At 35.4% G+C, this 14,158-nt stretch carries 15 protein-coding genes and 1 pseudogene; 12 read left to right on the top strand and 4 right to left on the bottom strand.

The features are described 5' to 3' along the window. Positions 1-317: 317 nt before the first annotated feature. A complete protein-coding gene (msrA, locus tag ACZ11_RS08790) occupies positions 318-839 on the bottom strand; it encodes a peptide-methionine (S)-S-oxide reductase MsrA (protein WP_082172727.1) in 522 nt (173 codons plus the stop codon). A 175-nt stretch (positions 840-1,014) separates the two neighbouring features. Between msrA and ACZ11_RS08785 the strand changes: the two genes are divergently transcribed. From ACZ11_RS08785 to ACZ11_RS08750, 8 genes and pseudogenes are all read left to right on the top strand, one after another. Further along, positions 1,015-1,965 (top strand): LCP family protein, encoded by a 951-nt coding sequence (locus tag ACZ11_RS08785; protein ID WP_049665371.1) that lies wholly within the window; start codon positions 1,015-1,017, stop codon positions 1,963-1,965. A 64-nt stretch (positions 1,966-2,029) separates the two neighbouring features. Continuing rightward, positions 2,030-3,229, top strand: coding sequence for an AI-2E family transporter (locus ACZ11_RS08780; protein WP_049665370.1), 1,200 nt, complete (start codon positions 2,030-2,032; stop codon positions 3,227-3,229). Positions 3,230-3,415: 186 nt separating this feature from the next. Then, positions 3,416-3,943 (top strand): TetR/AcrR family transcriptional regulator, encoded by a 528-nt coding sequence (locus ACZ11_RS08775; RefSeq protein ID WP_201778510.1) that lies wholly within the window; start codon positions 3,416-3,418, stop codon positions 3,941-3,943. A 71-nt stretch (positions 3,944-4,014) separates the two neighbouring features. After that, positions 4,015-5,208: an MFS transporter gene (locus ACZ11_RS08770; RefSeq protein WP_049665366.1), complete on the top strand. Its 1,194-nt coding sequence runs from the start codon at positions 4,015-4,017 to the stop codon at positions 5,206-5,208. Between the two features lie 212 nt (positions 5,209-5,420). Continuing rightward, a pseudogene (locus ACZ11_RS08765) lies at positions 5,421-5,771 on the top strand (YunG family protein). 278 nt (positions 5,772-6,049) lie between these two features. Further along, entirely contained in the window at positions 6,050-6,289 is a 240-nt protein-coding gene (locus ACZ11_RS08760) for a DUF2798 domain-containing protein (RefSeq protein ID WP_049665365.1), read from the top strand. Positions 6,290-6,722: 433 nt separating this feature from the next. After that, positions 6,723-7,103 carry a hypothetical protein gene (locus ACZ11_RS08755; protein WP_049665364.1) on the top strand — a complete coding sequence of 127 codons (381 nt, stop codon included), beginning with the start codon at positions 6,723-6,725 and terminating at the stop codon, positions 7,101-7,103. A gap of 41 nt (positions 7,104-7,144) precedes the next feature. Then, a complete protein-coding gene (locus ACZ11_RS08750) occupies positions 7,145-7,615 on the top strand; it encodes an NUDIX hydrolase (protein WP_049665362.1) in 471 nt (156 codons plus the stop codon). Between the two features lie 31 nt (positions 7,616-7,646). Here the strand turns inward: ACZ11_RS08750 and ACZ11_RS08745 are convergent, their stop codons facing one another. Then, positions 7,647-8,822, bottom strand: coding sequence for an aminotransferase class I/II-fold pyridoxal phosphate-dependent enzyme (locus ACZ11_RS08745; RefSeq protein WP_049665361.1), 1,176 nt, complete (start codon positions 8,820-8,822; stop codon positions 7,647-7,649). 301 nt (positions 8,823-9,123) lie between these two features. Here ACZ11_RS08745 and ACZ11_RS08740 point away from each other — a divergent pair, with 301 nt between their 5' ends. Beyond that, positions 9,124-9,939: a hypothetical protein gene (locus ACZ11_RS08740; protein ID WP_049665359.1), complete on the top strand. Its 816-nt coding sequence runs from the start codon at positions 9,124-9,126 to the stop codon at positions 9,937-9,939. A 46-nt stretch (positions 9,940-9,985) separates the two neighbouring features. Here ACZ11_RS08740 and ACZ11_RS08735 read toward each other — a convergent pair whose 3' ends face one another. Beyond that, complete coding sequence (locus ACZ11_RS08735) at positions 9,986-10,780, bottom strand: enoyl-CoA hydratase/isomerase family protein (protein ID WP_049665358.1); 795 nt, start codon at positions 10,778-10,780, stop codon at positions 9,986-9,988. A gap of 370 nt (positions 10,781-11,150) precedes the next feature. Between ACZ11_RS08735 and ACZ11_RS08730 the strand changes: the two genes are divergently transcribed. From ACZ11_RS08730 to ACZ11_RS08720, 3 genes are all read left to right on the top strand, one after another. After that, positions 11,151-12,026, top strand: coding sequence for a tyrosine-type recombinase/integrase (locus ACZ11_RS08730; protein WP_049665357.1), 876 nt, complete (start codon positions 11,151-11,153; stop codon positions 12,024-12,026). 401 nt (positions 12,027-12,427) lie between these two features. Further along, positions 12,428-12,847: a hypothetical protein gene (locus ACZ11_RS08725; protein WP_049665355.1), complete on the top strand. Its 420-nt coding sequence runs from the start codon at positions 12,428-12,430 to the stop codon at positions 12,845-12,847. 115 nt (positions 12,848-12,962) lie between these two features. Continuing rightward, entirely contained in the window at positions 12,963-13,601 is a 639-nt protein-coding gene (locus ACZ11_RS08720) for a pyridoxamine 5'-phosphate oxidase family protein (protein WP_049665354.1), read from the top strand. Between the two features lie 314 nt (positions 13,602-13,915). Here ACZ11_RS08720 and ACZ11_RS25125 read toward each other — a convergent pair whose 3' ends face one another. Further along, positions 13,916-14,062 carry a YrzI family small protein gene (locus ACZ11_RS25125; RefSeq protein WP_082172726.1) on the bottom strand — a complete coding sequence of 49 codons (147 nt, stop codon included), beginning with the start codon at positions 14,060-14,062 and terminating at the stop codon, positions 13,916-13,918. Between the last annotated feature and the right edge of the window lie 96 nt (positions 14,063-14,158).

Genomic DNA, 14,158 nt, shown 5'->3' with positions numbered 1-14,158 from the left:
ATAATATCCCGGGCATGATTCTCACTTACTTATAGTGCTCCATGACACACTGCCTCGCTTCCGCATTGATCTTAAATTTTAAGACAACTGTGCTTTAGCTTCATTCAGCTTTGATGGTCCTTCTGAGTTACCGGTCAGCCCCACTCATCGGGTTAACCCTCCTTGTCATTGGATTTGGAAGTGAAATCTTTAATAGTATAGACGGCTTATTATTTTTTATACACATTTTAAAAATTAATGAAAAAAACTATTTCGAAAACTGTAATACCCTTAGTAAATAGGTGATCGGCAATCAAAAATGGAATTTCAAATGTAAGTTATTTCTCCCAATGTTCATCGATGAACTGATCTCGACCAGAAAGCGCTCGGTCCTTCTGATAATGCTCCGACTCTTTTTTATAAAAGTCTTGATGATAATCTTCTGCAGGGTAGAAGTACTTGGCATCGCGAATTGTGGTTACAATAGGTTTATCAAAGCGACCACTTTTTGCTAGCTTTTCCTTGGATGCTTCTGCAATGCGCTTTTGCTCATCTGAATAGGTAAAGATTGCTGTTGTGTATGATTCACCACGGTCGTGGAATTGCCCGTAAGCATCCGTTGGGTCGATTTGCATCCAGTAAATATCAAGGAGCTGCTCATAACTAAAAACGCCAGGGTCGAATTCAATTTCGACTACTTCTAAATGGCCAGAAGTACCTTTTTTGACATCCTCATAAGTAGGGTTGTCTAAATGGCCACCCATGTAGCCCGAAGTGACCTTATGTATACCATCCCATTCAACAAATGGCTTTACCATACACCAAAAACAACCGCCAGCAAACGTAGCTTTCTCAATCATGTTCATCATCCTTTCTTTCGTGAAAATATTATAGCATTATTTTGTTCATTACTGGCAAATTAGGTGTAAAATAACCTATAAGTAGTTGTTGATAGGGTTCGTAACATCATATAAAATGAACCTTTCTTTATGTGGAATCGTTACATTACTATAAAAAATAGAGGAGTTAAAAGTTATGGAAGAGCAAGATTATTCAAGACGCTCGCAGCGCCCGCAAAAACGCCGCATGCGTAAAGGGAGAGCATTGTTCACATTGTTATTACTTTGTGTCATCGTGATTGCAGGTTATTCCGTTATGCAATATCGAAGTGGACTCAAATTGGCAAGTGATACAAAGGTTAATCAAGAGGATTTCGCCGGTGATACAGTAAAAGGCGATGTTGAGAACTATTTATTATTAGGGATAGATACTCGTGGTGAAGAAAAATCACGAACAGATACAATGATGGTATTATCTTGGAATAAGAAAACAAATGATGTTAAGCTCGCATCATTAATGCGAGATATTTATGCGGATATTCCTGGTTATAAATCCTATAAGCTTAATACTGCTTACTATTTAGGCGGTGTCCAATTATTAAAAGATACGATTGGTAATATGTTTGGCGTTCCAATTCATCATTATGCTATTATCGATTTTAAAAATTTTGAATCACTTGTAGATATTCTTGCGCCAAATGGGGTTGAAGTCGATGTTGATAAGGATATGTCCGAAAATATTGGAGTTTCTTTAAAACAAGGTGTGCAAAACTTAAACGGAAAAGAATTACTTGGCTTTGCTCGATTCCGTCATGATGCTGAAGGGGATTTTGGTCGAGTAGCGCGTCAGCAAAAGGTTATCGAAGCGTTAAAGAATGAAGTTTTATCACCTCAAAATATGTTGAACTTACCAAAATTCGTTGGTGCAGCACAAGGGTATATTACAACGGACTATTCTTCAGCAGGAGAGATTCAACAAGTGCTGAAAATGGTGTCGAAAGGTAAAGTCAAATTAGAAAAAACAACTATTCCAATTGAAGGTAGTTATAGTTTCAGAAACATTAGTGGTGTTGGTGATTCAATTATTATTGATGTAGAGAAAAATAAAGAGTTTTTAAGTAAATTTTTAGGCATTTCCCTAGAGTGATTTTTCGCAAAATCCAACATTATCCTGTACTATATGGATATAGGATTTTTAATGGGGTGAGTAGATGGAAAAAGAAAGACCAAAAGAGCGTTCAAATTTCTTTTCAACGAAGTTTATTCGCTTTTTAGGTGGAAAAAACTTATTTTTTACACTGATTATTTTATTATTGATAGCATGTGTTATTTTCATGTTCCAAAAAGTGTCCTTTATATTTACCCCGCTTAAAGTTTTATTTGAGGTAGTTATTCTACCAGGGGTACTGGCCAGTATTGGGTATTATTTATTACGTCCAATAGTAGGGCTATTCGAAAGATGGCGTATCCAAAGAGTTTGGGGTATCTTTCTTCTATATATAATTCTGATTGGCATAATAACGTTATTAGTAGTACTTGTATATCCGTTTTTACGAGACCAGTTCACTAATTTAGTACAAGAATTCCCTGGGTATTTTATGGCATTTACACAAAATATTGCTGATTTTTTTAATAATTCACGTATCAACGAGTACCTAGATAAAGTTAATTTAAACTATGATGCAATGGTTAAGAATTTTACTACGGATACGGTGGAGACGGTAAAAGATACAGCTGCGAATATAGCGCAAGGCGTGGCATCTGGTATTACTGGCTTCGTTTCAACGTTAACAGGAATTGTTTTATCATTAGTAACAGTGCCATTTATTTTATTTTACTTACTAAAAGATGGCGAAAAACTACCGAGCTTTATTTTAAAAATATGCCCGCCACGTATACGTAAAGAAGTACACGAAATTTTCCACGATATGGACAAGCAAATTAGTTCCTATATTCAAGGACAAATATTAGTGTCAATGTGTATAGGTGCTATGGTAACTATTGGCTTTTTGATTATCGGAATGAAATATGCCTTATTACTTGGTTTTCTTGCTATGATCACAAGTGTGGTTCCATACTTAGGGCCAGTTATCGCCATAACACCAGCGGTCATTATCGCTCTTGTAACATCGCCATTCATGCTATTTAAGCTAGCCATTGTTTGGACAGTCGTACAACTCATTGAAGGGAAGTTCATTTCTCCTCAAATTATGGGTAAATCACTTAGTATCCATCCAATTACAATTATTTTCGTGTTATTAACGGCTGGTTCTTTATTTGGCGTTCCAGGTGTCATTTTAGGGATTCCGGGCTATGCCATTTTTAAAGTGCTTGTGACACATTTATTCAAGCTATTTAAACAGCGTTATAATCGTTACGAGGATGAGATTCATCAAAAATATGATGTGTAAGAAGGGACAGTTACTGCGAAAGTGCAGTAGCTGTTTTTTTATTAGGGTATGTTAAAAACTAAATTGAATTGTAATATTTATACTGGACTATTCGTTCCGGAAAAATTATACTGTTTTTATTGAAAGGAGGAATTAACTATCGGACGTTCAAAAGAGTTTGACAAGGAGTGCGTACTCCATAAGGCAATGTTAGTTTTTTGGGAAAAAGGCTATGATGCAACAAGTATTCCGGATTTGTTAGAAGCTATGGAATTAAGCAGATCTAGTTTGTACGAAACCTTTATTGACAAACAGACACTTTATATTGAGGCAATACAGCATTACAAAAAAATCAGTAAAAATAAACGAAATCTCTTAGTAAATGCGCCGTCTGCGAAAGTTGGAATACGTCAGTTTTTTGATCAGCATATTACTTCCGCATGTGATGATGATTTGCCCAAAGGATGCTTGATTACAAACGCAATCATTGGTTTGGATTCACCGGATGAACAATTACGTAAATTAATACAAGACGGTTTTGAGGAATTAGAACACTCTTTCTATGAACTTTTAAGTAAAGGACAGCAGACGGGAGAAATCGACCCTAAGAAAGATATTAAGGCTCTATCACATCTATTACTAAACCTTAATCATAGTATCAATGTAGTATCCAAGGTCAAAACCAACAAAAAAATTATATATGACATGATGAATACTGTAATTGAGATGCTATAGGCAAATTTTTTAATATTACTGGAATGATCATTCCGATAAATGCACCTAAATAAAGTGAGAGGGAGTATTCTATGAGTTCAATCACAAAACAAAAAATGGAGAAACCTGTTTCAACGTGGATTATACTCATTCTGGCTATAGCTTGTGGCGTAATTGTTGCAAATCTCTATTATGCGCAGCCTTTAGTAGGACCCATCAGTTCTACACTCGGATTATCTTCCGGAGCAGCTGGCCTCATCGTCACGCTGACTCAAATCGGTTACGGAATCGGATTATTATTTATCGTTCCTTTGGGAGATATCCTAGAAAACCGAAAACTTGTTGTTTCGTTATTGCTCTTCACTGCAATCGTGTTGGCGATGGCTGCAGTAGTCAAAAGCGCTACGCTATTTCTTGCAACTTCACTGTTTATTGGGTTAGGCTCTGTCGCAGCTCAGGTACTCGTACCGTACGCAGCTCATCTTTCTCCCGATGCCACACGTGGCCGCAATGTGGGTAATGTTATGAGTGGTTTGTTACTTGGTATCATGCTCGCTCGTCCGTTATCAAGTATTATGGCGGAGTTTATGGGCTGGCGCGCTATATTCGTCTTTTCCGCTGCAATAATTTTTGTTCTGGCTCTTGTATTAGTAAAATTACTTCCTACAAGGCAGCCGATGACAACAACACAATATCCAACACTGCTGGTATCTATGTTGCATTTACTCAAAACGACACCAGTCCTACAACGTAGAGCAATTTATCACTTTTGTGTGTTTGGAACTTTTAGTTTGTTCTGGACAACTGTTCCTTTGTTATTGACCAGTCCAATATTCGATTTTTCTCAAAAAGAAGTTGCATTGTTCGCATTGGTAGGAGTATCTGGGGCGGTAGCTGCACCTGTGGCAGGCCGTCTAGCTGATAAAGATTGGATTCGACCAGCTACAGGATTAGCTTTAGCTTCAGTTATCATTTCTGTAATTTTACCTATTATGATCCAAAGCGGCTCAACATTAGCATTAGTAATTTTAGTAGTTTCGGCCATTCTTTTAGATATGGGAGTTTCCGCTAATCTGGTCCTTGGTCAACGTGCTATTTTCTCATTTGGAGCAGAGATTCGAAGCCGACTTAACGGTTTATACATGGCCATTTTCTTTGCTGGTGGTGCTATAGGTTCTGCGACAGGAGCATGGGCATACGCCATGGCTGGTTGGAAAGCAGCATTATTGATTGGAATAGCTTTACCGACCATTGCGATGATTTATTACGCGACCGAGAAAAAGTAATTGAACTACGGGTGTTGAAAGTTGAAAAAATGATGCCACACAATAAAAATGGGTTAGCGTCAAGCAATATATCTTTATTCGTAGCGGTTATTTCATGTTTAACTTGTTAAGGAGAAGGTAGGCCTTGTTGTTGTTCATGAAGTTTATTTATGCGTTCTCGTTTCTAGAAGAGATTGAAGCTACATAAATGCCACTAGATAGGAGATGGGGAAATGTTATTTTTCGAAGGGGGACACATACAAAATATTTTATTTCAATCTTGGTCGATAGAATCAAGTTCTAAGTGGACTATAAAGAATCCTGCAAAAGGGTAATGTGGTGTAACAGCACTAGTGATAAATGATTTGTATGGAGGAGAAATATTAAAGACAGATCTTGAAGATGGATGGCATTTTTATAATGAAATCAATGGAAAACGTTATGATTTTACAGAAAGCCAATTTCTTAGTTCTTTTGAATATATGGATGTTCCTTCTAATAGAGAAGAAGCTTTTGCTGATACAAATGACAAACAATATAATTATTTAAAGAAAAGAGTAAAAGAAAAAATAACAAATAAATAGTAATTACCTTCCTTCGAATATTTTTATTCGGAGGATTTTTTGTAAGGTTATTCTTCATATCCCGATTCTTTTTAATCAATAAAGTTATGACCAAAATAATTTCATGCCCTTTACTATCATCATGACTCACATATACAATAGGAGGATTTACAGAAAAGCAATTATAGAATTAATAAATGATTCCGAGTAAATCAACCTGGACAATCTATATTTTAAACTGTAAGATTAGATGTTAATTAAATTTGATAGCGTTGAATATATAGAAAAAGGTGTTAATTTTGAAAATCAATAAAAAATTCGAACCATTAATTTTTAGTATCTTTATGATTTTAGGTATATCTAGTATTATCTCTTTCGTTATGACTTCAATGAATGTTGGATATACAGCTTTATTCCTTAAATCATGGTTGAAAGCATGGGGAATTGCTTTTGTGGTTGCATTTATAGCTTCTAACTTACTACCTTTTGTAGTTAAAAAGATAATGAAAATGTTCACATTTATCGAAAATGAAGCTTAAGAATAAGATGAAATACTACGTCAATAATAAATAAATCATCATAACTTTAATTCAAATTCACAGACAAATTTTTTTAAAAAAAGATCAAACTTCGGACTCTGTCAAACCCGTCCCTCAATCATTAAGAAAAACAACATTTAAGGGTGTAAATCGCTCCCACGTATCCATTTATTAATGCTACTTTCATAGATCAGCATAAAATGTTGATCCATGAAAGTCTGCTTATTATTCCTGTCCAAACATTATATTAGCCTCCAATAAAATATTTTTGATTCACTATTTTAATCATGTATTTATCTAGTAATTCCTCTATTCTGCAAGACATTGGAAAGAAGAATTTGCTAAAGTAGTATCCATTCAATTTAAATCCGCAGTAAAATAGGGTAGGGAAGGTATTTATGGATATTTATAGAAAATTAACTGGAGGTGTTATATGAAAAAGGTGTTATTAACAATCGGAATAATAATTTTCCTTGTTGGAGCATGCGTATTTTACAACAAACTCTATCTTCCTTCACTTCCAATAGAAAATATAAGTAAAAAAACAGTTATAGAAAAAATAAATGATTCCGAGACAAAAATGGTTAAATTGTCGAACGAAAACGGTCAAGAATGGTATGTAATAAAGGAAAGAGATACATCTGTGGCTGATGAAATGATCAAAGAAATGCTTGATCAAAACGGTTGGACTTTCAAACAAAAGGATGGAAATGGACTCTTTTTTGAAAAACATGGTGAAAATTTGATTGTAGCGACACAAAAGTGGACTGAAGACTATTTGTTAGTGAAAATACCAGTCAATTTTAACGAATAAGAGCGTTGTATAAATGAAACTTATATATATAGGAGGGTATTATGGGATATATAAAGGATTTGCGTAAAATAGTTGGGACTAGACCATTAATTATGTGCGGTGCTTGTGTATTAATCATTAATAATCGCCAACAGGTTTTATTACAACTTCGGTTAGATAATAGGTGTTGGGGACTAATTGGAGGATCGATGGAGCTAGGTGAAACATTAGAGCAAGTTGCCCATCGAGAATTATTCGAGGAAACAGGATTGAAGGCAAAAAATCTGAAATTGATCAATACTTATTCTGGACAAGATTTTTATTATCAATATCCGCACGGTGATGAAGTTTATATCGTTGTTACAGCATTTGAATGTAAAGAATATAGTGGCCTCCTTGTTCATGATCAAAATGAGGCAACAATGCTTCAATTTTTCTCTTTAGATGATTTACCTAAAAACATTAGTCCTCCTGATAGACCGATACTTGAAGATTACATAAAAAGCTATAGCAAAAACCCTTCCAACCATTAAAGTTAGAAGGGTTTTCATGTTATTTATATGATTATTTTTGTGAAGTAACTTGCACTTGTGCTAAACGATCAACAGCTTCCTGTAATAATTCTTTTGGTTGTACTAGTGCTAAACGTAAATAGCCTTGTCCAGCTGATCCAAATACTGTACCAGGGACTGTTACGATACCAGCTTGTTCAATTATTTTAAAGGCTAGCTCTGTGCAGTCAATATCGAATGGATACTTTGCCCAGACGAACATGCCACCGTCAGAAGGGGCTGCATCCCATCCTAAGTCACGTAAGCCGTTCATTAATGTTTTATGGCGTTCTGAGAATGTTGCACGTAGTCCTGCTGTAATTTCTTCTGCGTTATCAAGCGCTACGACCGCAGCATCTTGAATTGGCTCGAAAATACCGAAATCTAAATTTGATTTTAATTGTTTTAAAATCGAAATCATCTCAGCATTACCTGCGATATAAGCGATACGTGTACCAGCAAGGCTAAAGCTTTTCGATAAAGAGTTAATCTCCATCCCAACTTCTTTTGCGCCAGGAGTGGCTAGGAAGCTAATTGGACCATCACCAGTAAAGTAGAACTCAGAGTAGGCAGCATCATGTAGAACGATGATGTTATATTTTTTCGCAAAGGCAATGACCTTTTCAAAATAGGCGATTGAAGGCATTGCAGGCACAGGATTACCTGGTAAGTTTAAAATTAGTAGTTTTGCTTTTTGCGCAATCTCTTCAGGAACAGCGTCTAAGTCTGGTAAATAATCGTTGTCAGCTGTTTGTGGCATATAGTAAGGTGTTGCCCCTGCTAGATGAATCCCTGCATCATAGGCAACGTATGCTGGGTTTGTGGATAATACGATATCTCCTGGGTCACAAAAGGCGATTGGTAAATGCACTAATCCCTCTTGAGAGCCAATTGTTTGAATAATTTCAGAAGCGGGATCTAAATCTACATTACTACGACGTTTATAATAACGACTAACAGCTTCATAAAAACGTTGTGTACCTGTTAATGTATACCCGTAAGATTCTGCTAAACCCGCTCTATACGATAAATGCTCACGAATTTTTGCGTTAGGGGGTAGGTCTGGACTACCTAAGCTTAAGTCAATCATTTTCATGCCTTTAGCTTCCTGCAGTTTGGCATGATTTTTTAAATCTCCAAAAATTGCTGGTGTAAATAAAGACATTTTTTTAGATGGTACGATTTTCAAACTAGTACACTCCTTATAGTTGTATAACAGAATAGTAGTTCACATTTTATCATACTAAAGCACATAAAGGGAAAGTTATTCTGAAAAAAGAATATATTTCTAAATTGAAGAAGATGTGTGCATAGTCTAGCGGAATCGGAATGGAGTGCGTTGTGCTTGCACGACGCATTGTTTATCTGTAGTGAAAGCAAAACGACAGATACAATTATGCCGAGGCATAATTGATAACAATGGGAATAATAATATTGACGGAAAAATTGTTACGTTTCTGCTATCATGAAATGGAAAGGAGCTGTTTGTCATGAATGTTTATTCTTTAAGTGGTCCAAGTGGAACAGGGAAAAGTACAAGCGCACTTGTTTTCGCACATAAAATCGGTGTAGAGGCTCTTATTGATGATGGTCTTCTCATTGTCAATGGTGTGAAAGTAGCGGGAATCTCCGCAAAATTTGAGAAAAATACGATTACAGCCGTTCGACGAGCTATTTTTACAGATGATACACACTGCGAGGAAGTAAAAAAAGCACTTGATACATATAAGGTACAGTCGATTTTATTGATCGGCACGTCCGATAAAATGACAAAAACGATAGCCCGACAGTTAGAGCTTGGTCCTATCGATAAATATTACTATGTTGAGGATGTACGTTCCCAAAAAGAAATTGCCAAAGCTCGTTTTATTCGGCAGACACAAGGGAAGCACGTCATGCCAATACCGTATCGACAAGTCGAACAAAACTTTTTTAAACGACTCGTTCAAAGAGGGATAGAGATTTTCACTTCGAAGCGTGAAAAAATAGGGGAAACGACGATTGTTCGTCCTGATTTTCAACAGGAGTATATCGATATTGGGAAGCATGTTTATGTGCAGCTACTAACATATTGTTGTGCCAAACAAGATATTGTACATAAAGTCGAACACGTACAATTCGTATTAGGTGATCTAGCGCAAGCAACGATTACATTACAGCTAAAACTACCCATTAATTATTCCTTACCAGATCGATTGTATGCATTACAAAAAATGATACAGGATGAATTTCATCAGCATTTTGGTTATGAATTAGATGCGATTCATCTCCATATTAAGTCAGTAGAATTTAAGCGAAAATCTTAAAAAACAGGTACTCCATTCGCATGAGAGCGAGGAGAGTACCTGTTTATTATTTTGATTGACGCGTAAATTGCGGCTGACGTTTTTCTACAAAGGCACGGCAGCCTTCTGCAAAATCATTTCCGACAAACGGTGTTGACCCTTGCCATAGTGATGGTACACTGTCCACGCATTCTTGTACAGATTGCTTCACAGCTAATAAAGATTCAGGTGACATTCCTGCCACAAGCTTGCCCATACGAATCATGTATTTATTTAAGTCTTTTTCAGTTACTAAGTAGTTTAGCATACCAAGCTTGAAGGCTTCTTCAGCTTTAAACATACGACCGGTAAATACTAAATCCTTTGTTGTTGAAGGGCCAACTAGTTGAACTAAGCGCTGTGCAAATTTGTTATTTAAAGTGATACCTAATTTACCGACAGGGATACCGAGCTTTGCTTTTTCAGAGCCGATGCGAATATCACAAGCTAATGCAAGCTCTAAACCAGCTCCCATTGCGGGACCGTTAATAACACCAATCGTTGGAATTGGTAAACGCTCAATTGTAGAAATAGTTTTTTCCATATGTACAAATGCTTCTTCAGCTTTTTCAAGGGAAATTGCGTTGAATTCTTTAATATCAGAGCCGGCCGTAAAGTTTTCACCAGAGCCGCGTAAAATTAATACTTTATTTTTCGGATTATCTAATACTTGTAGGGCAATTTTAGCTAATTGATCCCACATATTTGCTGTTAGTGCGTTTTTAGCCTGTGGTCGATGGATCGTAATGATCGCTAACCCGGCTGTTTCTTGATAAATAATTTTTGCGTCTTCTGCTTCAAGTCGAGTTGTTTTTACTTGCATACTTAAAAAGCCCCCTACATTTTATAGTTGATAAACTTATTATATAACACAAACGGTTATAAACACTAAATTATACGAATTTTCATGTAAATAAGCCCTGTTATACAAAAATAGTGGTTTTTTAAAGAATTTGTACTACAACAGGGTGAGTGGAATTACTATTGTAAGAAAGCAAAGGATGTGAGACACTGCAATAGGAATATTTGTTTCTTCATTGTAAAAGGAACTATTGAACAATAGAAGCGGGTTAGTGAACCTTTAATACAGATTATCCGACATTATACTTTATATTAATTTATATTAAACGTACGCACCCAAAATATAGTAAACTAAAATAAACACACGCACAGTTATATAAGGAGGGAACAAGATGGTCACATTAGTGGAAGCATGGAACAGCTATTTATTACTATTAAATTCTTTAAAGAAAAGTGCTGCTACCAAAAAGCAGTACAATATAGATGGACAGCAATTATTAGCGTTTGCTCATGAGAACAACTACATGAATGTGGATCATCATTTGAAAGAATTATTATTTACATATAGTAATTATTTAAAAGAGGCCTACACAAATGTCAACACATTTAATCATAAAATTGCTACAATACGAAGCTTTGTAGACTTTGTCTTATTAAGAGAATGGGTGGAGCCCTTTGACTATGAGGGCATTTTACAGCCAAAAAAGAGGCAAAAAGAGGCTTTAACATTACTAACAAAGAAACAATTAATGCAAATTGCGAATGTCTGGCCAACTTATTTTCAATACGCTAAAACAACAGAGCATGCTTGGCTAGCAAGACGTAATGGCTGCATTGTCCAACTACTTATGGAAACAGGATGTAAGCCAGCAGAGATTGTACGTATGAAATGGTCTCATATTAACTTCGACTCATCGGCTGTTTTCATTTCAAACAATAATGGTCGTAGAGAAATAAGGCTTTCTCCAATATTAATGAACATGCTGGCGCACTATAAGGAAGCAACCGAAGAGTTCCATGAAGAAAAGTTGGGAGAATGGGTTTGGGTTAGCGATGCTAGTCAATCAAAATCCGTTTCAACGAAAACAATTGAGCGAATTTTCCAAACGATATCAAAGGATATCGGCACAAATGTAAGAGCCACCGATTTGCGCTACACCGTCATGCAAAAGGCATTTCAAAGTGAAAAAACAATCGAAAATATTCAGGAAAAAATGGGCTATGTACGAAAATGGGTGCTTACTGAAAGACATGGTCGTTTTGAATAAAGATGGATTGTTTATTAAAATGTTTAATCATTCTAGGATACGTCTCTAGAAAACATTGAAAAGGTATGTGAACAGATTGTTTTGCATGCCTTTTTAAATGAGGTGGATTCCAAAAAGTGGTTATATTTGACGAGGCCCCTCGTTAAAAGATAAAACAGTAAAAAAAGTAGAGGAGTTCTTTTATGAATGCTCCTCTACTTTTTTGTATAGGCTGTTTTCGAAAGGATTGTTGCTATTCAACTCCCATGAAAGAACGTAAAAATCTTTCATTTTCTGTGGTGTAGTGTTGATTTTGCGCTACATGGATGGCTAACGGAGCAGGTTAGTTCAATAAGAATATTAGGGAACAAATTCCATTTCGTTTCGTTGAATAAAATGAATAGCAGAAACGGGGGTGGCAAATGAGAAGAATTTTGTTCTTATCAATAACAGTTTTATTATTACTTATTTTATCTGCTTGTGCAGGGACTCCTGAACCGAACAATGAAAATATGATTATTAATATAAAAAACAATGCTAATTTTGATATCTACGGAGTGGAAGTAAATATATTAGAATACTCACCAACAGGTATTAATGCTGACGGTTCTAAAATTAAAAAACGTGATTCACTTAGCTTTGAATTTCTTGCGGAAGATATCGAGTTAGATGGCGAGACTACAATGGAAGTATCAATTTTAATAAATAACAACACCAAAAATAATGACAATCTAATACCAATAAATAAAAAAACTACAATTGAATTGGACAATAATAAAGAACTATTCTTTGAGATTACTGGTGATTCAATAGAAGAGGCAGATTTAAAAAGAGTAAATTGAGATTGTGAAGATATGTACTTAAATTAACGAGTGCTTTCACGGAATAAGAATTGCTCCCTTTTTGCTTTTAAGGGCCATTTAATTAAAAGTCGTAAATTGAAGGAGTGAAGTCTGTTTGGAACAAAATAAAAAATTTAAAAATACTATTGAAACCGAAGAAGAATTACGTTCGATTATTGGATTTCCGAGTGAATTAGTAATAAGAAAGGTGATTACAGATTTAGACCATCATTGTTATGATTTTATTTCTAAGTCACCTTTTTTAGTGATTTCAACTTCTGATAATTTAGGTTTCTGTGATGTTTCACCAAGAGGGGATATGCCTGGTTTTGTTCGTGTACTAGATAATAAGCATTTAATTATTCCAGAAAGACCAGGAAACAAAAGAATAGATTCTATGCGTAATATTTTATTAAATCCGAAAGTGGGTCTTTTATTTTTTATTCCGGGATTAGGGGAAACACTCAGAGTTAACGGTAAGGCTTGTTTGGTAAAAGATGATGAACTACTTGAAAAGATGGCTGTTAAAGGACAAAAACCTATTGTAGGTATTGGAGTGGAAGTAGAGGAATGTTTCATACATTGTGCAAAAGCTTTTAAGAGGTCAAAATTATGGGAACAGTTCTCTTGGGCTAATAAAGAAACATTACCATCTGCTGCTAAAATATTATTTGAACATGCTAAGATTCCAAACTCTAGTGTTGATATAATTGCTGAAAGACTTCAGGAAAGTTATACAAAAAGACTTTATTGAAAAGGTGTTTTTCTTAATCATTGCTGTTCTTATTAAACTCCCATGAAAGAACTTAATCATCTTTCATATTCTGTGGTGTAGCTCTATGTTTTGCGCTACATGGATGGCTAACGGGGGCCAAATACCTCCTGAAGCAACCCGTCCTAGATTAGAACGGGTTAACTTTACTGAGATTATAAAATTAAATAGCTATATTGTCACTTTATATTACTTCATCTGGTGGTTGTGTCTTTCTCCACCCATAAAACTGCATGACGTCTTTTGATCATATAAATCATTTCAATTCCCACCTTTCATTGTTTTAATTAACAAAATTAATATTGACGAATACGAATATAATTTTCTACTTTTCTTCGGTTCTCTTCAAAGATTTTTTTCGCATTTTCATTATGAAGTGCTTTCTCAAGAGAGATCTCACGTTTTGTAATAGTTATCGTGAGAGCAAAAATGTTTAATATCATTTATTATCACCTCCTTAAATTACCATGAAAAATGAAAAAAACCGTAGAGAGACTCCCCTACGGTGAAAAAAGGCACAAAAATACCGCAGGGGCACA

It is taken from the genome of Lysinibacillus xylanilyticus (assembly GCF_001183605.1).
Taxonomy (GTDB): domain Bacteria; phylum Bacillota; class Bacilli; order Bacillales_A; family Planococcaceae; genus Lysinibacillus; species Lysinibacillus xylanilyticus.
This window is presented reverse-complemented; position numbering and strand designations above follow the sequence as displayed.

Excerpts from the sequence above, each read along its gene's own strand:
- ACZ11_RS08740 (WP_049665359.1), top strand. The coding sequence starts at position 9,124 with ATGAATGTTTATTCTTTAAGTGGTCCAAGTGGAACAGGGAAAAGTACA.
- ACZ11_RS08785 (WP_049665371.1), top strand. The coding sequence starts at position 1,015 with ATGGAAGAGCAAGATTATTCAAGACGCTCGCAGCGCCCGCAAAAACGC.
- ACZ11_RS25125 (WP_082172726.1), bottom strand. The coding sequence starts at position 14,062 with ATGATATTAAACATTTTTGCTCTCACGATAACTATTACAAAACGTGAG.
- ACZ11_RS08750 (WP_049665362.1), top strand. The coding sequence starts at position 7,145 with ATGGGATATATAAAGGATTTGCGTAAAATAGTTGGGACTAGACCATTA.
- ACZ11_RS08735 (WP_049665358.1), bottom strand. The coding sequence starts at position 10,780 with ATGCAAGTAAAAACAACTCGACTTGAAGCAGAAGACGCAAAAATTATT.
- ACZ11_RS08755 (WP_049665364.1), top strand. The coding sequence starts at position 6,723 with ATGAAAAAGGTGTTATTAACAATCGGAATAATAATTTTCCTTGTTGGA.
- ACZ11_RS08730 (WP_049665357.1), top strand. The coding sequence starts at position 11,151 with ATGGTCACATTAGTGGAAGCATGGAACAGCTATTTATTACTATTAAAT.
- ACZ11_RS08725 (WP_049665355.1), top strand. The coding sequence starts at position 12,428 with ATGAGAAGAATTTTGTTCTTATCAATAACAGTTTTATTATTACTTATT.
- ACZ11_RS08780 (WP_049665370.1), top strand. The coding sequence starts at position 2,030 with ATGGAAAAAGAAAGACCAAAAGAGCGTTCAAATTTCTTTTCAACGAAG.
- msrA (WP_082172727.1), bottom strand. The coding sequence starts at position 839 with ATGATTGAGAAAGCTACGTTTGCTGGCGGTTGTTTTTGGTGTATGGTA.
- ACZ11_RS08775 (WP_201778510.1), top strand. The coding sequence starts at position 3,416 with ATGTTAGTTTTTTGGGAAAAAGGCTATGATGCAACAAGTATTCCGGAT.
- ACZ11_RS08770 (WP_049665366.1), top strand. The coding sequence starts at position 4,015 with ATGAGTTCAATCACAAAACAAAAAATGGAGAAACCTGTTTCAACGTGG.